The sequence below is a fragment of the Mycobacterium shunyiense genome (assembly GCF_058270035.1).
Genome location: NZ_JBZDPT010000034.1, coordinates 173392 through 194198 on the forward strand (window position 1 = coordinate 173392; position 20807 = coordinate 194198).

Annotated in this window: 22 protein-coding genes; 10 read left to right on the top strand and 12 right to left on the bottom strand. The window is 66.3% G+C overall.

The genetic code is table 11. The features are described from left to right. The first annotated feature begins 10 nt into the window (after positions 1-10). The gene (locus tag AC4ELS_RS20895) at positions 11-1240 is read left to right on the top strand and encodes a cytochrome P450 (protein ID WP_499049060.1); all 1230 of its coding nucleotides are present in this window, start codon (positions 11-13) and stop codon (positions 1238-1240) included. A 75-nt stretch (positions 1241-1315) separates the two neighbouring features. On the opposite strand, the gene AC4ELS_RS20900 is transcribed toward AC4ELS_RS20895, so the two are convergent. Beyond that, positions 1316-1507 carry a ferredoxin gene (locus tag AC4ELS_RS20900; RefSeq protein ID WP_064959915.1) on the bottom strand — a complete coding sequence of 64 codons (192 nt, stop codon included), beginning with the start codon at positions 1505-1507 and terminating at the stop codon, positions 1316-1318. A gap of 9 nt (positions 1508-1516) precedes the next feature. Beyond that, positions 1517-2773: a cytochrome P450 gene (locus AC4ELS_RS20905; protein ID WP_064886935.1), complete on the bottom strand. Its 1257-nt coding sequence runs from the start codon at positions 2771-2773 to the stop codon at positions 1517-1519. 87 nt (positions 2774-2860) lie between these two features. On the opposite strand from AC4ELS_RS20905, the gene AC4ELS_RS20910 reads away from it, so the two are divergent. Continuing rightward, positions 2861-3397, top strand: a complete 537-nt coding sequence (locus AC4ELS_RS20910) for a TetR/AcrR family transcriptional regulator (RefSeq protein WP_499049065.1) — start codon at positions 2861-2863, stop codon at positions 3395-3397. Positions 3398-3433: 36 nt separating this feature from the next. Further along, on the top strand, positions 3434-5647 hold the full coding sequence (locus tag AC4ELS_RS20915) for a glycoside hydrolase family 3 C-terminal domain-containing protein (protein WP_499049068.1): 2214 nt from the start codon (positions 3434-3436) through the stop codon (positions 5645-5647). Here the strand turns inward: AC4ELS_RS20915 and AC4ELS_RS20920 are convergent. Further along, positions 5635-6816 carry a CoA transferase gene (locus tag AC4ELS_RS20920; protein ID WP_499049071.1) on the bottom strand — a complete coding sequence of 394 codons (1182 nt, stop codon included), beginning with the start codon at positions 6814-6816 and terminating at the stop codon, positions 5635-5637. The genes AC4ELS_RS20915 and AC4ELS_RS20920 overlap by 13 nt on opposite strands. Before the next feature lie 55 nt (positions 6817-6871). On the opposite strand from AC4ELS_RS20920, the gene AC4ELS_RS20925 reads away from it, so the two are divergent. The 4 genes from AC4ELS_RS20925 (at position 6872) to AC4ELS_RS20940 (ending at position 10719) form a co-directional block, all read left to right on the top strand. Continuing rightward, a complete protein-coding gene (locus AC4ELS_RS20925) occupies positions 6872-8011 on the top strand; it encodes a phosphotransferase (protein WP_499049074.1) in 1140 nt (379 codons plus the stop codon). A 43-nt stretch (positions 8012-8054) separates the two neighbouring features. Further along, positions 8055-8612 carry a TetR/AcrR family transcriptional regulator gene (locus AC4ELS_RS20930; RefSeq protein WP_064886940.1) on the top strand — a complete coding sequence of 186 codons (558 nt, stop codon included), beginning with the start codon at positions 8055-8057 and terminating at the stop codon, positions 8610-8612. Between the two features lie 209 nt (positions 8613-8821). Further along, entirely contained in the window at positions 8822-10306 is a 1485-nt protein-coding gene (locus AC4ELS_RS20935; protein ID WP_448446776.1) for an aldehyde dehydrogenase family protein, read from the top strand. Beyond that, positions 10306-10719: a nuclear transport factor 2 family protein gene (locus AC4ELS_RS20940; protein WP_448446778.1), complete on the top strand. Its 414-nt coding sequence runs from the start codon at positions 10306-10308 to the stop codon at positions 10717-10719. Before AC4ELS_RS20935 ends, AC4ELS_RS20940 begins: the two co-directional genes overlap by 1 nt. Positions 10720-10796: 77 nt before the next feature. Here the strand turns inward: AC4ELS_RS20940 and rlmN are convergent, their stop codons facing one another. Both rlmN and AC4ELS_RS20950 read right to left on the bottom strand, forming a co-directional pair. Further along, a complete protein-coding gene (gene rlmN, locus AC4ELS_RS20945) occupies positions 10797-11888 on the bottom strand; it encodes a dual-specificity RNA methyltransferase RlmN (RefSeq protein ID WP_064886943.1) in 1092 nt (363 codons plus the stop codon). Between the two features lie 13 nt (positions 11889-11901). Further along, a complete protein-coding gene (locus tag AC4ELS_RS20950; RefSeq protein WP_499049077.1) occupies positions 11902-12756 on the bottom strand; it encodes a LysR family transcriptional regulator in 855 nt (284 codons plus the stop codon). Positions 12757-12926: 170 nt separating this feature from the next. Between AC4ELS_RS20950 and AC4ELS_RS20955 the strand changes: the two genes are divergently transcribed. After that, on the top strand, positions 12927-13880 hold the full coding sequence (locus AC4ELS_RS20955) for a DMT family transporter (RefSeq protein WP_064886986.1): 954 nt from the start codon (positions 12927-12929) through the stop codon (positions 13878-13880). Here AC4ELS_RS20955 and AC4ELS_RS20960 read toward each other — a convergent pair. The 4 genes from AC4ELS_RS20960 to AC4ELS_RS20975 form a co-directional block, all read right to left on the bottom strand. After that, the gene (locus AC4ELS_RS20960; RefSeq protein ID WP_064886945.1) at positions 13788-14633 is read right to left on the bottom strand and encodes a phosphatidate cytidylyltransferase; all 846 of its coding nucleotides are present in this window, start codon (positions 14631-14633) and stop codon (positions 13788-13790) included. The two genes, AC4ELS_RS20955 and AC4ELS_RS20960, sit on opposite strands and share 93 nt — an antisense overlap. A gap of 23 nt (positions 14634-14656) precedes the next feature. Beyond that, the gene (gene frr, locus AC4ELS_RS20965; RefSeq protein ID WP_055112951.1) at positions 14657-15214 is read right to left on the bottom strand and encodes a ribosome recycling factor; all 558 of its coding nucleotides are present in this window, start codon (positions 15212-15214) and stop codon (positions 14657-14659) included. Positions 15215-15256: 42 nt separating this feature from the next. Beyond that, positions 15257-16012 carry a UMP kinase gene (pyrH, locus tag AC4ELS_RS20970; protein ID WP_055112949.1) on the bottom strand — a complete coding sequence of 252 codons (756 nt, stop codon included), beginning with the start codon at positions 16010-16012 and terminating at the stop codon, positions 15257-15259. 146 nt (positions 16013-16158) lie between these two features. Then, positions 16159-16851, bottom strand: coding sequence for a class I SAM-dependent methyltransferase (locus tag AC4ELS_RS20975; protein ID WP_448446782.1), 693 nt, complete (start codon positions 16849-16851; stop codon positions 16159-16161). Positions 16852-16896: 45 nt separating this feature from the next. Between AC4ELS_RS20975 and AC4ELS_RS20980 the strand changes: the two genes are divergently transcribed. Together AC4ELS_RS20980 and AC4ELS_RS20985 are read left to right on the top strand one after the other, a co-directional pair. After that, positions 16897-17328, top strand: a complete 432-nt coding sequence (locus AC4ELS_RS20980; RefSeq protein WP_448446784.1) for a MarR family winged helix-turn-helix transcriptional regulator — start codon at positions 16897-16899, stop codon at positions 17326-17328. A gap of 56 nt (positions 17329-17384) precedes the next feature. Then, on the top strand, positions 17385-18506 hold the full coding sequence (locus AC4ELS_RS20985; protein ID WP_499049082.1) for a glycerate kinase: 1122 nt from the start codon (positions 17385-17387) through the stop codon (positions 18504-18506). Between the two features lie 6 nt (positions 18507-18512). On the opposite strand, the gene AC4ELS_RS20990 is transcribed toward AC4ELS_RS20985, so the two are convergent. Genes AC4ELS_RS20990 through AC4ELS_RS21000 form a run of 3 tightly spaced genes read right to left on the bottom strand, consistent with a single transcriptional unit; the run spans position 18513 to position 20703 of the window. Beyond that, on the bottom strand, positions 18513-18968 hold the full coding sequence (locus AC4ELS_RS20990) for a DUF350 domain-containing protein (RefSeq protein WP_055112942.1): 456 nt from the start codon (positions 18966-18968) through the stop codon (positions 18513-18515). Between the two features lie 16 nt (positions 18969-18984). After that, positions 18985-20148 (bottom strand): glutathionylspermidine synthase family protein, encoded by a 1164-nt coding sequence (locus AC4ELS_RS20995; RefSeq protein WP_499049085.1) that lies wholly within the window; start codon positions 20146-20148, stop codon positions 18985-18987. Next, on the bottom strand, positions 20149-20703 hold the full coding sequence (locus AC4ELS_RS21000) for a hypothetical protein (protein ID WP_064886950.1): 555 nt from the start codon (positions 20701-20703) through the stop codon (positions 20149-20151). Positions 20704-20807 lie beyond the last annotated feature (104 nt).

The window sequence follows — 20807 nt, forward strand, 5'->3', positions numbered from 1 at the left end:
AATTGTCAACATGGCAGCTATGGTCGCCACCCATTCTCCGCTGCTGTCGTTCGACACCACCGACCCGGCGTTCGTCGCCGAGCCGTGGGAGCGTTACCGCGAGATCCGGGATCTGGGCGGAATCGTCTTCAACGAGCGGATCAACCGCTGGATGGTCGGCGAATTCGACCTGGTCAAGCAGATCCTCAGCGCACCTTCACGGTTCGGCTCCGAACGCGGTCAGGTGGAGCACGCCGCGGTGTTCGGCGGGCCGACGATGGAGTTCTACGACGGTCCGCACCATGATCAGATCCGGTCGATCTGGTCCGGCGATTTCCGCCCCAGGGCCTTGGCACGACTGCGCCCGGTGATCACCGAAATCGTCCGGTCCAGGCTGGAGCCGGTCGCCGCCAGATTGCGTGATGGCGAAACCGTCGAGGTGGTCTCGGAACTCACCCGTGGCATCCCGACGGAGGTGATCGCGCACATGCTCGGCGTGGAACCGGAGATGGTCGGCCAGTTCACCGTGTGGAGCGACGCGATGGGCGCTTCCGCCGAGGGCTACAGCATGCCGAACGAGCACGGAGCTGACTTGATCGCAGCCGGGAAACACGCAACCGCCCAACTGAATTCCTACATTCGTGAGCAGTTGCCCCGCCGCGGCTGCCCCGCCGACGACAGCTGGGATCTGATCGGGACGATGGTCGCCCACGAATACGCGTGTGAGCACATGACCGAGCAGGAGATCGTCGCCAGCAACACCCAATTGGTGTTCGCCGGCAACGAGACCACCGCCAAGCTGCTCGCTCAGATCGTCGCGACGCTGGCCACACATCCGGATCAGCGCCGAGCCCTACAGGCAGATCACACTCTGGCGCTGGACGCGGTGGAAGAGGTGCACCGCCTGGAAACGGTGTCGCACTCCATCTTCCGCGATGTGGTCGGTGACGGCGTGACCGTCGGTGACGTTGCCATGGCCGACGGTGAACGGATCACCCTGCTCCTGGGCGCGGCCAATCGCGATCCGCGACGCTGGGAGCACCCCGACGACTTCGACGTCACCAGGCGCAAGCTGTCGCACCTGGGATTCGCGTTCGGCCTGCACAGTTGTCTCGGGATGAACTTGGCTCGTCTGGAGGCCCAGATCTTCCTCGAGGAACTGATCGGCACCGTGGGTGACTGGCAGTTGGCCGGTCCACTGGACTACGGCACCAACTACACGGTGCGCGGGCCGAGCCGGTTACTTGTGTCGCTGGGCTGACGATTCAGTCGCCCAATGGCCAGTTATGACACGAATTCCGGAAGATCGTGCACATAGCTGGCCGGTCGACGTGATTCAGCCCTGCATCCGCAGAGCCCCAGCCGGACACTGAGTCACGGCCTGCTGCAATCGTTCCCGGTCGCTCTCGGGGTGGTCGTCGCCGTGGATGTGCACCATGCCCTCGTCGGAAACCTCGAACACGTCCTCGGCGATCGATTCGCAGATGCCGTGCCCGGTGCACTTGCCCAGATCGACTTCCACGCGCATGGCCGCGACCTACGCGATGTGCGCGGGCACGCGCTTGATGCCGTGCACGAAACTGCTGTACAGCAGTTCGGGCTCACCGAACTCGACGGCCTTGAGCCGAGTCAGCAACTCACGGAACAGATGTCGCAACTCGGTCTTGGCCAGCTGATTACCCAGGCAGAAGTGCGGGCCGCCACCACCGAAACCGACCTGCGGATTGGGCGAACGACTGAGGTCGAAACGGCCGGGCTCGGTGAACACCGACTCGTCCCGGTTGCCCGAACAGTAGAACAGGCCCACCTTGTCACCGGCCCTGATCTGCTGGCCGGCCAGTTCGACGTCCTCGGTGGCATGCCGCGCGAACTGGATCACCGGGGTGGCCCACCGAACGAATTCCTCGGTGGCCAGACCGATCCGGTTGTCGAAATCCTCCAGCAGCCAATCCTTCTGGTCCGGATTTGCGGCCAGTGCCATCATCGCGTGGGTGGTGGTCTGCTTGGTGGTGTCGTTGCCGGCCGAGGCCAGCAGGATCAGGAAGGCGCCGATTTCCTCGTCGGTGAGCCGGTGGCCGTCGACCTCGGCGTTGACGATGCTGGTCATCAGGTCGTCGCCGGGGTTGGCCCGCCGGAACTTGGCCAGCTCGACCCCGGTGTTCGAGATCAGCATGATCTCGTTGATGGTGGCCATCGCCCGCTCCTCGAGAGACGAGTACTCGTCGTCGCTCATGCTGAAGAGCTTTTCGGCCGCCTTGGCCAATGCGGGCTGATCGGCGGTGGGCACACCGAGCATGTCGGAGATCGTCCGCATCGGTAGCTGCGCCGAGCACGCCTCGACGAAATCGACGTCGCCGGCGCCGATCAGTTCGTCGACGACGGAAACCGCGTTGCGGTGAATCTGCTCCTCGATCTTGCGCACGTTCCGCGGGGTGAACGCCGAGCTGATCAGGCGGCGATACGTGGTGTGCTCGGGCGGATCCATCATCAGGAAGAAGGTGGCGAACTTCTGCACGTCGGCCGGCATCGGATCCAGCGCCACACCCTTTGTGGAGGTGAACAACTCAGGATGCTGGCTCACGAACTGGATGTCGGCGCGGCGGGTGATCGCCCAGAAACCCGGCTCTTCGACGTCGAAGAGTGTCGACAGCGGCTGATGCCAGCTCAGGCCGTCAGCGGCACGCAACCGAGCGAAAGTCTCGTCGCGCTTCGCGAACGGCCGGCTCCAGAAGTCGTGCGACGTGATGTCGAATGGGCTGTATTCGCGTGCCTGCGGTGAGCTGGCAACTGTCACGGTATTCCCTCCCTGCACGGCGTCCGACCACAGTGTCGCGCCACGAATTAGCGTGACAGTTCGTCGATAGTTTGTAAAGCTGTGGGCATGGCGGAAATATCGTCCCTCGACGACGAGAGCAGTACCCGAGGGCGGATCCTGGCCGCGACCGCCGAGGTGCTCGGGGCCAACGGGATGACCAAGCTCAGTCTGTCCGAGGTGGCGATGCAGGCCGGGGTGTCCCGGCCCACGCTCTACCGCTGGTTCGCCTCCAAACAGGAGCTGCTCGACGCGTTCGTCGTGTGGGAGCGCAAGTATTACGAACAGGCGGTGGCACAGGCCTCCGCCGATCTGCCCGAGGGCGAGCACCTGGATGCCGCCCTGCGCACGGTGGTCGAGTACCAGCAGTCCTACCCGGGTCTGCGTATGGTCGATATCGAGCCCGAACAGGTCATCAAACGCCTCACCCAGGTCATCCCGCTGATGCGGGAGCGCCTGCAGCGACTGACCACCGGGCCCGACGCCGACATCGCCGCGGCCACCGCAGTGCGGGTTGCGGTCTGTCACTACCTGGTTCGCAGCGATGACGCCGACGATTTCCTCGCACAGCTGCGCCATGCCGCCGGCGTCCGACACCCGCATTGACCTGGGCGAGCCGCATCCGGCGCTACGCTGGCGGCGGTGACCGACTCCATTGATGCCATCGCCGGGCTCGACCTGACCGACCAGGCCGCGCTGGGCAGCGGCGCGAGCTTCTGGACCACCAAAGCAATCGGCACGGTGCCGGCCATCATGCTCACCGACGGACCGCACGGCGTTCGCCGTCAATCCGGCAGTGCGACAGATCATCTGGGCATCTCCGGCAGTGAGCCGGCGACCTGTTTTCCGCCCGCGGTCGGGCTCAGCCAGACCTGGGATCCCGAACTGGTGGAACGGATCGGTCAGGCTCTCGGCGACGAAAGCCGTGCGCTGGGCGTCCACGTGCTGCTCGGCCCCGGAGTCAACATCAAGCGCGACCCACGGTGCGGGCGCAACTTCGAGTACTACTCCGAAGACCCGCTCCTGTCCGGCACGCTCGGGGCGGCCTGGGTGCGCGGCGTACAAAGCCGTGGTGTCGGCGCGTCGCTGAAACACTTCGCGGCCAACAACGCCGAGCACGATCGCATGCGTGCCAGCTCCGACGTCGACGTCCGCACGTTACGTGAGATCTACCTGCGGACGTTCGAGATCGTGGTGCGCCAGGCCCGACCCTGGACCGTGATGTGCTCCTATAACCGGATCAACGGCGTCTATGCCTCGGAGAACACCTGGCTGCTGACCACGGTCCTGCGTGACGAATGGGGTTTCGACGGCGTGGTGGTCAGCGACTGGGGCGCGGTGTCCGACCGGGTCGCGGCGGTGGCCGCGGGCCTGGACCTGGAGATGCCGGCGACCGGTGGCAGCTCCGATGCCGAGGTGGTGCGCGCGGTCCGCGCCGGCGAGTTGGACGCGGCTGCCGTCGCACGGGCCGCCGCACGGGTGGCCGACCTGTCGCGCCGCGTCACCCGGACACCCCCCGCTGCAACATCATTCGATGTCAATGCCCACCACGAGCTGGCCCGCGAGGCGGCCACCCGAGCCATCGTGTTGTTGAAGAACGACGATGATCTGCTGCCGCTGGCGCCGTCAACCCTTGCGGTCATCGGCCGGTTCGCCCAGGAGCCCAGATATCAGGGTGGCGGCAGTTCCCATGTGAACCCGTCCCGCGTCGACATTCCGTTGGACGAGATCCGCAGGCTGGCGGGCGACCATCCGGTCAGCTACTCCTCCGGAACCGACGTCGCGGCTGCAGCCGCGGCCGCTGAATCTGCGGAAACCGCAATCGTATTCCTCGGGCTCACCGCCGAAGAGGAATCCGAGGGCTACGACCGCGAGCACATCGATCTGCCGCCCGAACAACTCGACCTGTTGCGTGCCGTCGTCGAGGTCCAGCCGCGCACGGTGGTGGTACTGGCCCATGGTGGCGTGGTACGCCTCGACACCGTCGCCGATCTGGCCCCGGCGGTCATGGACGGGGCGCTGCTCGGGCAGGCCGGCGGCGGCGCGCTCGCCGACGTGGTGTTCGGCGTTGCGAACCCCTCGGGCCGGTTGGCCGAGACGGTGCCGCTGCGGCTGCAGGATTCTCCGGCCTATCTCAACTTTCCGTCCGAATCGGGTCACACCGTCTACGGGGAGCGGATGTTCGTCGGCTACCGCTGGTATGACACGCGGGATCTACCGGTGGCATTCCCGTTCGGCCACGGCTTGTCCTACACCTGCTTCACGTACTCGGATCTCGAGCTGGAGGCTACCGGTGCCGGTGTGACCGTGCGTGTGACGGTCACCAATACCGGAGATCGACCGGGCCGGGACGTGGTGCAGGCCTACGCCGGGCTACCCGGCTCCCGCGTCGGCAGGCCGGCGCGTTGGTTGGCCGGATTCGCTTCGGTCACCCTCGAACCAGGGCGCCGACAGACGGTCGAAATCGCCGTCGACCGAACCGATCTCGCGTACTGGAGCACGGATGCCGCCCGCTGGGTCGTGGAATCCGGCGGATATGAGGTGTCGGTGGGGGCATCAAGCCGAGACATCCGGCTGAGCGCGACGGTGACCGTCGCCGGCGACGAGCCGGCGCGGCCGTTCACCCGGGAGTCGACGCTGGGCGAACTGCTCGCCGACCCCACGGCAGCGCAGACCATCCTGACGGCGCTGGGTAGTGCATCCCCGTTCGGTGCTGCCGATTCCGCGCTCGGCAGCGACCTGCTGCGGATGCTGGAATCAGTGCCGGTCGGTCGGATGGTCGGGTTCTCGGCGGGCAAGGTCACCCGCGAGCAGCTCGATGAACTGCTCGCGGGCATCAACGCTCACCGATCCTGACCGCCCCGTAGCTCGGCCAGGATCTCGTCGGTGTGCGCCCCGAGGGTCGGGGCAACCATGCGTGGCTGCCACGGCGTGGCCGAGAAGTCGGCGGGGCTGGCCACCATCGGCACGGTCGACATGCCGTCGGGCACTTCGACGATGCCACCGGCAGCGTGGAACTGCTCGTCGGCGATGACGTCGTCGAGGCTGTTGATCGGCGACCAGAAGAAATCGGGCTCGCCATCGAAGAGCGGGGCCCAGTGGTCCATCGGATGGGCAGCGAAGATGGTGTCCAACTCGGCGATCAGCTCGCGGGCGTTGCGGTACCGGTCCCGCGCCGTGGCGAACCGGGTGTCGGTCAGCCAGTCCTCGCGAGCCACCACCCGGCACAGTGCGGGCCAGTGCCGGTCCCCCTGCAGCCCGACGATCCAGAAGCGCTTCCCGTCACCGGCGGCGTAGTTGTTCATACACGGGTTGGCCATTGCCTCGCGTTGACCGATCGCGATCTGTTCACCGCTCATCAGCACGGTGTTGAGATCGAAGCTGACGGTGTAGGCACCCTGCCGGTACAGCGAGGTGCTGACCAATTGGCCTGTGCCCGTGCGGTTTCTGGCGAGCAGCGCGGCGCACACCGCGGCCGCCAGCGTCATTCCGGCGGAGTGGTCCCCCATGCCGCCGCGCTGAAACGGCGGAGTGTCGCCGGGGCGGGTGAGCAGATCGGCCACACCGGCGCGCGCCCAGAACGCGGCGACGTCGTAGGCCGCCCGATCCGCCTCCGGCCCGGTCAGGCCATAACCGGTGACCAACCCGTACACCAGACGTGGATTGCGCGCCGCGACGGTCTCGAAGTCGAGTTCGAGCCGGTGCAACGCTGCCGGGCGCACATTTGTCAGGAAAACGTCTGCGGTAGAAAGCAATTCCCGTGCGTTATCACGTCCCTCGGTGGTGGCGAGGTCGAGGACGATGCTGCGCTTGGACCGGTTGTCCATCTCGAAGGGCGGGTTGGCCGCCACGCCCAGGTCCGGATCGAGGCCGAGCATCCGACCGAAGGTTCGCGCCGGATCACCCGAGGGCGGTTCGATCTTGATGACGTCGGCGCCCCAGTCGGCGAGGATCGCTCCGGCGGCCGGCGCGGCGACCCACACGCCCAACTCGATGACCCGAAAACCCTCCATCGGACCCGCCATCAACGCTCCTTCCGAAAATGCTTTACAATCTGATTGAGATTTGTAAACTTGGCCAATGCTCACACCGGCCCGCCGCCTCGTCCCTGTCGCCGGCTTGGCCGCACATATCGGCCATGGCGTGCAACGTATCGCAACCGACGCGGCCGTCAGCCGAATGCGTGCAATGCCCCGCCGCATCGGCGACCTCCACCCGGCCTACCTGTCGCAGCTCACCGGGCGCAGGATCGAATCGGTATCGATCATCGGCGGTGACGCCGGCACGTCGTCGCGGGCGCGACTGGCACTGACGGGAGTCGACGCGCCGGAATCGGTCTTCGTCAAGATGCCCGCCGAAACCGCGGCCACCCGGATGATGGGCGAGCTGGGCCGGCTGGGGCACACCGAGGTGCGCTTCTACCAACAACTGGCCGACGGCCTGCCCGGAGTGCCCCGCGCCTACGGCGCCGCCTTCGATGCCCTGACCGGGCGGTACGTACTGGCATTGGAAGACCTGACGCTCAGCCCATGCGAGTTCACCGACACCCTGCATCCACTGGACAAGGACCGCGCCGCGCAGACCGTCGAGCTCCTGGCCCGGGTCCACGCTTCGTTCTGGGGGCGGCTGCCGGCCAGAACCGGCACCGGGCCGCTGGGCTGGCTGTATTCCGCGTCCGGGGACCACACCTCGCTGATGACCGGTTCCCTGCTCAAGCTGTCGACGAAACGGCTGGCCGAGAGCACCGACATACCGGTGGCCGACGGCCGGTTCATCGACGAGAACTATCGCGCGGCGGCCCAACTACTGGACCGGCCACCACACACCGTGATGCACGGTGACGCGCATCCGGGCAACCTGTTCTTCCGCGACGGCGAAGCGGGCCTGCTCGACTGGCAGGCCGTGCGCCGCGGCCATCCGGGCCGAGAGCTGGCCTACACGCTGGTCACCTGCATGACCACGGCCGACCGGCAGGCTGCCGAACGCGACCTGCTCGAAGAGTACCGACGCGCACTCGCCGCGGCGGGCGGACCGACGCTGGGTCACGATGACCTGTGGGAGCGCTACCGGCTCGGTGCGATCTACGCCTACGCCGCACCGGTCATCACCGCCGGACTCGGCGGTATGCAGGATGAAGGTATCGCAATAGAAGGAGCCAGGCGGGGCGTGGCAGCCTTGGCCGACCTCGAGACTGTGGCAATACTCAAGAAGTTGCTGTGATGGTCCTACCATTTGGTGAACCACGAACAACCAAGGCCTGGACGTGAATGAACCTCTACCCGCGCAGCGGGACGCATCAGTCGAAGACACCTCGACACGCCACCGAATCCTGGTCGCGACGGCCGAGGTGCTGGCCCGCAGCGGTCAGACCAAGCTGAGTCTGTCCGAGGTGGCGCTGCAGGCTGGCGTTTCCCGGCCCACGTTGTATCGCTGGTTCGCCGACAAACAGGAGCTACTCGACGCGTTCGGTACCTACGAGCGCGAGATGTTCGACCACGGCATCAGCCGCGCGACCGTAGGCCTGCGCGGCAACGAGAAGCTTGACGCCGCACTGCGTTTCATCGTGCAGTATCAGCAGTCGTATTCGGGGGTCCGGCTGGTCGACATCGAGCCGGAAGTCGTGATCGCCCAACTGGCCAACGTCATCCCCCTCATGCGCGCACGACTGCTCAAGCTGCTGTCGGGCGCCAATGCCCCGGTCAAGGCGGCCACCGCGATCCGGGTCGCGGTCTCGCACTACATCGTGCGCAGCGATGACGGCGACCAGTTTCTGGCGCAGCTGCGTCATGCCGTCGGCCTGAAACAGCCCGACTCGAACTGAGAACTCCAGCCTCGCCGCTACTTGTTTCTGCTCGGTTCTGATTGTTTCTGCTCGGTTCTGAACCCCTTTCCGTCACGCCGGCGTGACTCTCGGCGCCGACCGCCACTCTGGCGTGACATTCGGAACTCTACGATCGCAGAGACTTCCCGATCGGTCAAATCCTCGTTTTGAGGGGTGACACGACACGTAAATTTTGTAAAGCTATCGGCATGACTCAGGTGCAGAGCGACACCGGCGTGCTCGCCGGTGACGAGCGGATGCTCATCGACGGGGAACTCCAATACACCAGCGGCGGCGCGAAGTTCGACGTCGTACACCCCGCCAGCGAGCAGGTGGCGGGCCAGGCCACCGACGGCACGGTGGCCGACATCGAGCGTGCCGTCGGTGCCGCGCGACGAGCCTTCGACGAAACCGACTGGAGCCGCGACGTCGAGTTCCGCTACCACTGCCTGATGCAGCTGCACGACGCGCTGGATGCCGAGAAAGAGCGTCTGCGCCGGATTCTGGTCACCGAGGTGGGCTGTCCCATCACCGTCACCGGCTCCCAGATCGAAGATCCGATCGGCGAGGTCAAGCACTGGGCCGAACACGGCAGGAATTTCGAGTACGTGGTCGACAATGGCGTCCACCAAACCCAGCTCGGGCCGGCGCGACGCAAGATCGCCTATGAACCGGTCGGTGTGGTCGGCGCCATCACCCCGTGGAATGTGCCGTTCTACCTCAACGTCGCCGAGACCGTTCCGGCCTTGATGGCCGGCAACACGGTGGTGCTCAAGCCCGCGCAGCTCACTCCGTGGTCAGGTACCGAGCTGGGTCGCATCGTCGCCGAGCACACCGACATCCCGGCCGGCGTGTTCAACGTCGTCGTCTCGAACGCCAATGAGGTCGGCGCCGCACTGTCGGCGGATCCGCGGGTGGACATGATCACCTTCACCGGTTCGACCGCGACCGGACGCGCCATCTTGGCCGCCGGCGCGTCGACGGTCAAGAAGACGATGCTCGAGCTCGGCGGCAAGTCCGCGCACATCGTGCTCGACGACGCCGACTTCAACTCGGCACTGCCCATCGCGGCGATGATGGCCTGCGTCATGAGCGGCCAGTCCTGCATCCTGCCCAGCCGGATCCTGCTCCCCCGCAGCCGTTACGACGAAGGAGTCGAGCTCCTCAAGGGCGCGATGGAGAACTTCCCGGTCGGCGACCCGTGGACCCCGGGCATCATGCAGGGCCCGCAGATCAGCGCCACGCAGCGCGAAAAGGTGCTCGGGCTCATCAAGTCGGGCATCGATTCGGGCGCCCGCCTGGTCACCGGCGGCGGCGTTCCGGAAAACCTGCCCACGGGTTACTACACTCAGCCCACGCTGCTCGCCGACGTCGACCCCGATTCGCAGGTCGCGCAGGAGGAGATCTTCGGACCCGTGCTGACGGTCACCCCGTATGACTCCGACGACGAAGCGGTCGCCATCGCCAACAACTCGATTTACGGCCTGTCCGGGGAGGTTTCATCCGGTGACGTCGACCGGGCCTTCGCCGTCGCACGCCGCATCCGGACCGGCAACGTCACCATCAACAGCCGCAGCCACTTCGGTATCAACAGCCCGTTCGGTGGCTCGAAGCAGAGCGGTCTGGGCCGGCGCAACGGCGAGGAAGGCTTCAAGGAGTACTTCGAATCCAAGACCATCGGGATGCCCGAATAGTGAGCGAGCATTCCGACATCTCGGCCCTGCTGTACCGCTACGCGCGGGCGGTCGACTCCAAGGACTGGGAGCTGTACAGGTCGGTGTTCACCGAGGACGCACACATCGATTACTCGTCGGCGGGGGCCGTCGTGGGCAGTCGCGACGAGGTGGTCGACTGGTTCGCCGCCAACTTCGGGGTGATCCCGTGGAGCATGCACTACATCACCAACGTCGAGATCCTGGAAAGCGACGGCGACGCCGCAACGGTGCGGGCGATGTTCTACAACCCCATGCAGTTGCCCGGGATGGCCGAGATCAGCGCGTGCGGCGGGTACTACCATCACGAGTTGGTGCGCACCCTCGACGGTTGGCGCAGTCGCAGTCTGCGCGAAGAGAACCTGTGGTTCACCAACGCGCCGGGTCAAGCCTGACGACCCACGTTGACATTGAATCGACGCAGACGTCTACTCGACCTTTTGCACCCTCAGTTCAAAGTCGACGCCGCACCTCAGCCCTCGGCGGCCAACTGGCCACAGGCCGCGGCGATCTCACGCCCCCGGGTGTCGCGCACGGTGCACGACACGCCCTTGGCCTGAACGCGTTTGACGAACTCACGCTCGGCGGGTTTGGGACTGGCGTCCCATTTGCTGCCCGGCGTCGGGTTGAGTGGGATGAGGTTGACGTGCACCAGCTGCCCCAGCTTGCTGTGCAGCTTCTTACCGAGAAGGTCTGCGCGCCAAGGCTGGTCGTTGACATCGCGGATCAACGCGTACTCGATGGACACGCGACGGCCGGTGACGTCGGCGTAGTACCGCGCCGCGTCCAGAACTTCATCCACCTTCCACCGGTTGTTGACCGGCACCAGGGTGTCGCGTAGTTCATCGTCGGGGGTGTGCAGCGACACGGCAAGGGTGACGCCGAGGCGTTCGTCGGCGAGCTTGCGGATGGCCGGAGCCAGACCGACCGTCGACACCGTCACCGACCGGGCGCTGATCCCGAAACCGTTCGGCGGCGGCGCAATGATGCGCTTCACCGCGGCGACCACCCGGTTGTAGTTGGCCAGCGGCTCACCCATGCCCATGAAGACGATGTTGGACAGCCGCCCGTCATGTTCGAGCCGCATGGCCGACGACGCCGACCGGACCTGTTCGAGGATCTCGGCGGTGGACAGGTTGCGCATCAGGCCGCCCTGGCCGGTCGCGCAGAACGGGCAGGCCATGCCGCAGCCAGCCTGCGAGGAGATGCACACCGTGTTGCGCTGCGGATAGCGCATCAGCACCGACTCGAAGGTCGTGCCGTCGCCGGCGCGCCACAGCGTCTTGCGGGTCTCCCCCGCGTCGCACTGGACCTGCTTCACCGGGTCGATCAGCGTAGGGAACAGTGCCTCGGCCACCTGATCTCGCACCGCGGCAGGCAGGTCGGTCATCTGCTTCGGGTCGGCGATCAGGCGGCCGTAGTACTGGTTGGCCAGCTGTTTGGCCCGGAATTTCGGCAGCCCCAGCTCGGTGACGGCAGCAGCGCGGCCGTCCTCGTCGAGGTCGGCAAGGTGCCGCGGCGGCATGCCGCGGCGCGGGGCTTCGAAGACCAATTCCTGCTTCATGTCTTTTCCAGTATCAGGCTTGTTCGGCGAGAACATCGTGAACAGTGCGCTCAACGGTGTCCAGGACATCGTTATCCACCCCGGGACGGCCGCGGACGAAGACCGATGCGCGGCTGGCCGGGGGCAGCCCCTCGGCCAGACACAACCCGTCGGGCAGCCGGCCGATCATCGGCAGCAGAGCCACCCCGAGACCAGAGCGCACCGCTGCGAACAGGCCGGAGAGGTTCGCGGATTCGGCAGCGATGCGGTAGTCGGTCCCGCTGCGGTCGAGCGTGGCGAACGTGGGTTCGCGCAATGTGCAGGGTTCGGAGAACATCACCACCGGCAACGGCTGGTTCGCCGCGTGCGCAGCGAGGCTGCGCCCCGAAACCCATTTCAGTGCAAGCGTTCCCGAGGCGTGAGCGGGGTCCATCCCGGAACCGTCGAGCATCACGGCAAGGTCGACCAGACCGTGTTCGACGGCGTCGGCGAGCGTGACATTGCGGTCGAGGCGAAACCGCAGCCGCCAGTTCGGCAACCGCTCGCCCAGCGCCGCAGTGAGGGCGGGCAGCATGACATCGGCGCCGTGCTCGGTGGCACCGATCAGCAGCACCTGTTCCTCGGCTGCACCGAGATCGGTCAGCGCCGCGTCGTGGGCGGCGAGGATGCCCCGGGCGTGCCCGAGTACGCGGTGGCCCAGTTCGGTGAAGGCGACCCCGCGACCGGACCGTTCGACGACGGGGCCACCCACGACGGCCTCGATCCGCCGCACATGCTGGCTGACGGCCGACTGCGTCATGTGCAACACCGCGGCGGCACGGTGAAACCCGCCACAGTCCGCCACCGCCACCACGCTGCGCAGCGGCGCGATGTCCAGCACCTGACCCATGCGATCAAGGTACTCCGATCAGTACTCACGATCAAAGACCTGGTGTTTCACCCTATTCATCGGGTTATTCCGCCGAATTGATTAGCATCGATGATCAATCGTGATTGCCGATAATCGTTGGACCGCGCGCACGAGGCTCGCTCACGATAGGGATCATGCCGCCCACTCCGATGCCGATGCGCACGGCGACCACCGTGACGTTCTTCTACGCCCTGGGTTATCCGATCGGGAACCTGGCCGTGCACGCCCTCTCCCCGATGGCGGTGTTGGCGGTTCGTTTCGGGGCGGCAGGACTGATCCTCGGCACCTGGGCCGGGCTGGCCCGGGTCGGCTTCCCGACGGGCCGGAAGCTGCTGCACGTCGCGGTGGCGGGTCTGCTCATGCAGGCGGTGCAGTTCTGTGCGCTCTACGTTGCGATTCAGCAGGGCGCCCCGGCAGTGCTCTGCGCGGTGGTCATTGCGATGAACCCGGTGGCGACGGCACTGCTGGCCGCGGTGTTCCTACGTGACCGGCTGACACCACGCCGGATCGTCGCGTTGGTGCTCGGTATCGCCGCAGTGCTGGCAGCATGCGCGACGCGACTGGTCACCTCAGGTGGTATCGACCCGGCAGTCGGATTGCTGTTGGTGGCATTGCTCGGTCTGGCGGCAGGCGGGGTGTATCAGCAGCGGTTCTGCTCTGATGTCGACTTCCGGGCCTCGACCTCCGTGCAGAACGCCGTCGCGTTCCTACCCGCGTTGGCGCTGGCGCTCAGCACCCCGATCGAGGTGCATGACGCCACCAAAGCCGTGCTGGCGGTGGCCGGCGTGGTGCTGCTCAACGCCATCCTCGGGGTGTCGCTCTACGTGCGGGCCATCAACCTGCACGGGGCGTCGGCGGTCGCGATGCTGTTCTGTGTGATCCCCGCAGTCGCCGGGGTGTTGTCCTGGCTCATGCTCGGCGAGCGGGTGAACATCGGCATCGCCGCGGGACTGGTCCTGGGTGCGATCGCCTGCTGGCTGAACGCGTCTGCCACACGCAGCGAACGCGGTCTACGCGAGGAGCGTGAGCACGATCCAGCCGACGACGGCGGACGGCAACATCGCGTCGATGCGGTCCATGATCCCGCCGTGGCCCGGCAGTAGCGTGCCCATGTCCTTGATGCCGAGATCGCGTTTGACCTGCGATTCGACCAGGTCCCCGAGCACACCGGTGATCACCAGCAAGAGGCCGAGCGGTACGCCCACCCAGGCCGGCTTGTCCAACAGGAACGCCACGGACAACACCGCTGCGGTGACACCGAACAGCAGCGATCCGCCCAAACCTTCCCAGGACTTCTTCGGACTGATCGCCGGCGCGAGCAGATGCTTGCCGAACAGGACGCCCGCGACGTAGCCGCCGATGTCGGCGAAGACGACCGTCACGATGATGGTGAAAACCCGGACTCCGCCGTGGTCGGCGAAGATGAGCAGCGCGGTGAAGGCCGCGAACAACGGCACCCACGTGGCAAGCAGGATCGTGGCGGCGACATCTCGCAGGTAATTGACCGGTTGCTGGTCCAGGCCCTGCCCGACCAGACGCCAGACCATGCAGACGACGATCGTGCCGCCATAGGCGCCCAGCAGACCGACGGCCCCGAAGGGCCACGTCAGCCAGATCATCGCCTGGCCACCCAGCAGCAGCGGAACGGCGGGCAATGCGTAACCGTGCTCACGCATCCGCCGGATCACCTCATGGGTGGCGATGGCGATGGCGATGGCCAACAGCGGCAGCCACCAGATGGGCGCAAAGAGCAGGGTGCCTATCGCGAGGGCGCCGAGGACCACGCCGACGGTGATGGCGGCCGGCAGGTCACGGCCGGCGCGCGAGGTCTTCTGCGGTGGCTCGGTCTGTGCCACGGGACTGGGGTGCTGAAGGTCGCCTAGACCTCCAGCAACTCGCCTTCCTTGTGCTTGACCAACTCGTCGATCTGACTGGTGTAGGTGTGGGTGGATTTGTCGAGATCCTTTTCCGCGCGCCCGACCTCGTCCTCGCCGGCCTCGCCGTCCTTCTTGATCCGGCTGAGCTCTTCCATCGCCTTACGACGAATGTTGCGCACGGACACCTTGGCGTCCTCGCCCTTGGACTTTGCCTGCTTGACCAGCTCGCGGCGGCGCTCCTCGGTGAGCTGAGGGATGGAGATCCGGATGATATTGCCGTCGTTCGTCGGGTTGACCCCGAGGTCGGAGTTACGGATCGCGTCCTCGATCGGCCGGAGCTGAGCGGCCTCGTAGGGCTTGATGACGACGAGCCGCGCCTCGGGCACGTTGATGCTCGCCATCTGCGTGATCGGCGTCATCGACCCGTAGTACTCGATGTTGATCCGGGAGAACATGCCCGGATTGGCCCGGCCGGTGCGGATCGTGGCCAGGTCGTCACGGGCCACACTCACGGCCTTTTCCATCTTCTCTTCGGCGTCGAAGAGAGTTTCGTCGATCACTTCGGGTTCTCCATCGATCTTGCTCCTCGCGTGCGCGGCAGGTCAGGTGGTGGTGGTGACCAGTGTTCCGATCTTCTCACCCGCCACGGCACGGGCGATATTGCCTTCGGTGAGCAGGTTGAACACCAGCATCGGCATGCGGTTGTCCATGCACAAACTGAAGGCAGTGGCATCGGCGACCCGCAGGCCACGGTCGATGACATCACGATGGCTGACTTCGGTGAGCAACTCGGCGTTCAGGTCCTCGCGTGGGTCGGCGGTGTAGACGCCGTCGACAGCCTTGGCCATCAGCACCACGTCGGCCCCGATCTCGAGAGCCCGCTGCGCGGCCGTCGTGTCGGTGGAGAAGTACGGAAGGCCCATGCCGGCACCGAAGATGACGACGCGACCCTTTTCCAGGTGTCGCACGGCCCGCAACGGGATGTACGGCTCGGCGACCTGCCCCATCGTGATGGCGGTCTGCACGCGGGTGTCGATGCCCTCTTTCTCCAGGAAGTCCTGCAGCGCAAGGCTGTTCATCACCGTGCCGAGCATGCCCATGTAGTCGCTGCGGGTGCGTTCCATCCCGCGCTGCTGAAGTTGGGCGCCGCGGAAGAAGTTGCCACCACCGATCACGACCGCGACCTGAACTCCGCTACGCACCACTGCGGCGATCTGGCGGGCCACCTGGTGCACGACGTCGGGGTCGAGGCCGACCTGGCCGCCGCCGAACATCTCTCCGCCGAGTTTCAGCAGAACCCTTTTGTAAAAGGGACGAATGGGTGCTGCGCCCTCGCCGGCGACATTCGGATCCGCCATCGGTCTCCTCGGCACTCCTCGCATGTAGAGAGCCACCCGGGTTACCCCTGGACGGCCTCTCCATCCTGCCCTATGGCGGGCGGCACACCTAGTTTGGGTGAACTCTGCAGGACCGAGTGTCGCCGGCGGCGCAGCTCAGCCGGCGCCTATCCCAGGTGCGCCTGAAGCAACCAGGCGGCCATCGACTTCCGGTCCTTGCCCTCGTCACGGAGGTCCATTCGGGCGAAATCCGCGAAGTTGGCAAATTCCGCAGGCACGTGCGCGTGGATGCGGGCCGGCCGCACGTCGTCGATCACCCAGTACTTGCCGACGACCTCACGCAATTCGTCCTCGCTGACCGGATTGGCCGGTCCGGAATCGCCCATCGTCCCCTTGTCGAACACCAGCACAAAGTAGGAGGCGCCGGGAGCAGCGGCCCGCACGATCGACTGCTGGTAGCCGTCCCTCAGTTCCACGGGCATCGAGTGGAACAGCGTGCTGTCGACGATCGTGCCGAAACGGCCGTCGTAACCGGTGAAGGCACTGATATCGGCCACTTCGAAGGTCGCGTTGGTGAGCCCGCGTTTGGCCGCCTCGGCCCTGGCCAACTCGATGGCGGTGGCCGACTGATCCAGCCCGACCGTGGTGAATCCGCGCTCGGCCAGGTCGAGAGCGGTGGCCGCCTCACCGCAGCCGGCGTCGAGCACCTCCCCGTGGAATTTGCCCTCGGCAATCAGGGCCGCGATCTCGGGCTGCGGTTCGCCGATGCTCCACGGCGGGCGTACCCCAGCGAACTCCGGAGCCTCACCGCGGTAAGCGGATTCGAACATTGCGTCTGACATTTCGCTTGGCGTGGTCATACGTCCGGTATATCAACCTGGTTGATATGTGTCAATATGCTTGACATGAACTCCGATAAGGGAGCCGCCCTGGAGGAGCAGCCACTCGGCTACTTGATGTATCGCGTGGTCGCGGTGCTGCAGCCACGGGTCTCCGCGCAACTCCAACCACTGGGCCTCAAACTGCCCGAGTTCGTCTGCCTGCGCATCCTGTCCATGGCCCCGGGTCAGTCCAACGCCGAGCTCGCCCGCCACACCAACGTGTCACCGCAGGCGATGAACAACGTGGTGCGCGGGCTACAAGACCGAGGGGCGGTGCGCAGGCCGGCCACCGTCGACTCCGGACGCGCGCTACCCGCCGAGCTGACCGCCGAGGGCGCCGAATTGCTCGCACGCGCCGAAGCCGCCGTGTACGCCGCCGAGGAGGAGGTGCTCGATCGCCTCGACGCCGAGCAGCGACGCGAGCTCAAGCGACTGTTGGCCCACGCCGTTCCCTGAACCGGCATGCCGTCTGGCGCGCCGTGTGGCGCCGCAGTCGGTAATGTCGCCAGCCGATGAAGATCGTGCTGGCCCCGGACTCGTTCAAGGAGTCGATGACCGCGTCGCAAGCGGTCGCAGCGCTGCGCGAGGGCGTCCGGTCTGCACTGCCGGAGGCCGAATGTATCGGGGTGCCGATGGCCGACGGCGGTGAAGGCACCGTCGACGCCGTCGTCGACGCGCTCGGCGGTGACCGCATCACCGAGACGGTGCAGGACCCGCTCGGCCGACCGGTCGCGGCCACCTACGGCTATGTCGCCGAGCGTCACCTGGCCGTGATCGAAATGGCCGCCGCCTCCGGCCTAGAGCTGGTGGCACCGGAGGATCGTGACATCCTGCGCGCCAGCACCTTCGGAGTCGGACAGCTCATCACCTCAGCCCTGGAGCACGGCGCGACCGAGCTGCTGATCGGCATCGGCGGTTCGGCTACCAATGACGGCGGGGCCGGCATGCTCACCGCGCTCGGCGTCGCCTTCACCGACACCGACGGTGCCGTTCTGCCACCCGGCGGCGCGGCATTGGCCCGGCTCCATCACATCGACGTCGCCGGCCTGGACCCCAGGCTCGCCCAAGTACACGTCCGGATCGCCTCCGACGTCACCGCACCGCTGCTCGGAACCGGTGGTGCCAGTGCGGTTTTCGGACCGCAGAAGGGAGCCACCCCGTCAGACGTCGCAACCCTCGAAGCCGCCCTCGCCCGCCTGGTCGAAGTGACCCAGACCGCTCTCGGCCACGCCCGGCCCGATCGCCCGGGTGCCGGGGCCGCCGGGGGCCTGGGTTTCGGGCTGATGGAATTCCTTGCCGCCGAATGCGACCCGGGTGTCGAGGTGATCGCCGAGACCGTGGGGCTGGCGCAGGCACTGATCGGAGCGGACTGGGTGTTCACCGGGGAGGGCAGCGTGGACGCCCAGACCATGCTGGGCAAGACGCCGTTCGGCGTCGCCCGGGTGGCCGCGCACACCGGCACCCAGGTGGTGATCTTCGCCGGTCGGGTGTCCCCCGACGCCGACGTCCTGCTGGCCAACGGGGTGGCACAGCTGGTCGCCATCACCGAGCCGGGCACTCCGCTGGATCAGGCCCTGCGCGACGGCCCCGCCGCGTTGACCCGCGCGGCCGCCGCGGTGTGCCGGTCCCTGTAGCGCCAGCTACAGGATCGCCGCCGCGACGATCAGCCCGAAAGCCAGGTAGGACGCCGTCACGACCAGGACCTGGGGCGTGAACCGCTCGGAGGCCAGCACCATGCCGATGTCGATGCCTTTGATCGCGCCGATGAGCCGAACGGAAAACGCCTGGGCCGCAATGCCCAAGAGCCCGAACACCAGCGTCATGATGAGCCCCTGGACGAGGTCACCCGACGAGGAGTAGATGGCGAGAACGATGATGAAAGCCATCGACACCACGCCGGAGGCCGTCACAGCGGCAGCATTCGGGCGGCCCGCTCGTACCAAGGTCCGCAATGGCCCGGGTGTGGTCCAGTCGATCACGTAGAAACCCAGGACCATCAGTGCCACACCGACAATCGTGTACAACACGATCGCCGAGACGCCGTGGCCGAGAACCGACCAGTAATCGGAGTCGAGCGCAACCAGAGTGGTTGTCATAGGTATTCCTTCCGGGTCACTGCGGGATGCGGTGTGGCACAAAGGCAGCGCCGTTGTCGGTGACGAGACCCGAGGTCTCGCGGATCCCGAGTCCGGCAGATTCGTCGCCGACTATCCACGCCCCCAACGCGGGGCGCATGTCGTCGAACTGCGGTAGCGGATCGAGCAACTGGTACACGTAGCCCTCTTCGCCGTAGACACCGCCGGTCTCGGTCTCGAAGCCTGCGCCGACGATGGTGATGTTGGCGCCCTCGCGGCCCAGCTTCGGTTTGCGAACGTAGTCGGTGAGCTCGTGCGGGTCATCGACGTAGGCGGGCAGCAGATTCGGATGCCCCGGATACATCTCCCACAGCACGGCCAGGATCGCCTTGTTGCTCAGCAGCGTCTTCCACAGCGGTTCCACCCACATGGTGGCCGGCAACGATTCGACGGCCCGACGGCCGAAATCGTCGTCGAGCATCCACTCCCACGGGTAGAGCTTGAAGATCGACGACATCGGAGCTTCCTCCAGGTCGACGAACTGGTCGAGGTCGCGGTCGAACCCGATGTCCTCGATGGCCAGGCCCACGGTGTGCAGGCCGGCTTCCGCTGCACACTCCTGGAGGTAGGCCACGGTGACGTGATCCTCACCGGTGTGCTCGGCACCCGACCAAGTGAAGTAGGTCTCGGCGCCCGGGAGGCGGTCACGGACCTCAGCCCAGCGGGCAACCAGCTTCTCGTGCAACGAGTTCCACTGATCGTCGGCCGGGTAGACGTCGGTCTTCCAGTGCCACTGCAGGATCGCCGCCTCCAACAGTGTGGTGGGCGTATCGGCGTTGTATTCCAGCAGAACCGGCGGCCGACGACCGTCGTAGCGCAGGTCGAATCTGCCGTAGAGATGCGGGTCGCTGCGCCGCCACGACTTCTCGATGTGCTCCCAGCTCCACTCGGGAAGCCCGAAGTCGCGGTAGCGCCCGGTCAGCACGACGTGCTCGACAGCCTCCAGACACATCGAGTGCAGCACCTCGACCGAGGCCTCGATCGACAGCACCTCGTCCATGTCGAAGACGTAGTGCACCGACTCGTCCCAGTACGGGCGGTCGGCGCCGGTCGCGTCGCGTGCCGGAGTGCCATAACACATGCCTTGGTCGGCGACGATCTGTTCCCAGCCTGGTCGCGGGGAACTGCGTTGGCGGTGCATTCAGCTCCCCGAACTCTTGCCGTAGCTCGACGACGAGCCGAAACCGCCGCGCGAGATCGACGTCCCCGACTTGGTCTTGGCCGTGGTGCCCTTGGGCTGTTCGATGGTCCCGCCTCGGGCAATGGTGCCGACGCCGCTGTTGTTGCCGCCGTAGTAGTACCGGTATGGCGAGCCGAGGTAGATGAAGGTGCCCCCGGAGCCGCTGTGGCCGCTGGAGCAATACGAATCGGGCACCACCTCGTTGGTCCCGTCCTTGACACACGAGGCCGCGATTTCCTCTTTGTGCAACAAGTGGTAGCCCAGCGCGATGACTCCGACCACACCGACCACGGCCACCGAGCCCATCAGGATCTTCTTGCCGGTGGCGGCACGCTGTTCGCGCGTCTCCTCCTGCTGCCTGGCCCACGCCTCGGCGGCCTCGCGCTCCTTCTGCATCTTGTCGCGCTGCCGCGCCTCGGCCACGGTCGGAGGCCGTGGCGTGGCTGTGGCCGGATCCTGCCAACGAATCGATCCCTCGCCGGCCTGGTTCCACTGCTCGTCTGGCCCAGACGTCATTCACACCCCCGCAAACTCTGACACCTGACGGTCATCATAAGAGCACATCGCCACCCCTGAGCGCAGCACCTGAGCAAAACCCGGGTGTGGAGGCGGGAGCGCGT

Excerpts from the sequence above, each read along its gene's own strand:
- AC4ELS_RS20935 (WP_448446776.1), top strand. The coding sequence starts at position 8,822 with ATGACTCAGGTGCAGAGCGACACCGGCGTGCTCGCCGGTGACGAGCGG.
- AC4ELS_RS20950 (WP_499049077.1), bottom strand. The coding sequence starts at position 12,756 with ATGGGTCAGGTGCTGGACATCGCGCCGCTGCGCAGCGTGGTGGCGGTG.
- AC4ELS_RS20955 (WP_064886986.1), top strand. The coding sequence starts at position 12,927 with ATGCCGATGCGCACGGCGACCACCGTGACGTTCTTCTACGCCCTGGGT.
- AC4ELS_RS20925 (WP_499049074.1), top strand. The coding sequence starts at position 6,872 with ATGCTCACACCGGCCCGCCGCCTCGTCCCTGTCGCCGGCTTGGCCGCA.
- AC4ELS_RS20990 (WP_055112942.1), bottom strand. The coding sequence starts at position 18,968 with ATGACAACCACTCTGGTTGCGCTCGACTCCGATTACTGGTCGGTTCTC.
- AC4ELS_RS20995 (WP_499049085.1), bottom strand. The coding sequence starts at position 20,148 with ATGCACCGCCAACGCAGTTCCCCGCGACCAGGCTGGGAACAGATCGTC.
- AC4ELS_RS20920 (WP_499049071.1), bottom strand. The coding sequence starts at position 6,816 with ATGGCGGGTCCGATGGAGGGTTTTCGGGTCATCGAGTTGGGCGTGTGG.
- AC4ELS_RS20900 (WP_064959915.1), bottom strand. The coding sequence starts at position 1,507 with ATGCGCGTGGAAGTCGATCTGGGCAAGTGCACCGGGCACGGCATCTGC.
- AC4ELS_RS20910 (WP_499049065.1), top strand. The coding sequence starts at position 2,861 with ATGGCGGAAATATCGTCCCTCGACGACGAGAGCAGTACCCGAGGGCGG.
- rlmN (WP_064886943.1), bottom strand. The coding sequence starts at position 11,888 with ATGAAGCAGGAATTGGTCTTCGAAGCCCCGCGCCGCGGCATGCCGCCG.
- AC4ELS_RS20975 (WP_448446782.1), bottom strand. The coding sequence starts at position 16,851 with ATGACCACGCCAAGCGAAATGTCAGACGCAATGTTCGAATCCGCTTAC.
- AC4ELS_RS20895 (WP_499049060.1), top strand. The coding sequence starts at position 11 with ATGGCAGCTATGGTCGCCACCCATTCTCCGCTGCTGTCGTTCGACACC.
- AC4ELS_RS20985 (WP_499049082.1), top strand. The coding sequence starts at position 17,385 with ATGAAGATCGTGCTGGCCCCGGACTCGTTCAAGGAGTCGATGACCGCG.
- pyrH (WP_055112949.1), bottom strand. The coding sequence starts at position 16,012 with ATGGCGGATCCGAATGTCGCCGGCGAGGGCGCAGCACCCATTCGTCCC.
- AC4ELS_RS21000 (WP_064886950.1), bottom strand. The coding sequence starts at position 20,703 with ATGACGTCTGGGCCAGACGAGCAGTGGAACCAGGCCGGCGAGGGATCG.
- AC4ELS_RS20980 (WP_448446784.1), top strand. The coding sequence starts at position 16,897 with ATGAACTCCGATAAGGGAGCCGCCCTGGAGGAGCAGCCACTCGGCTAC.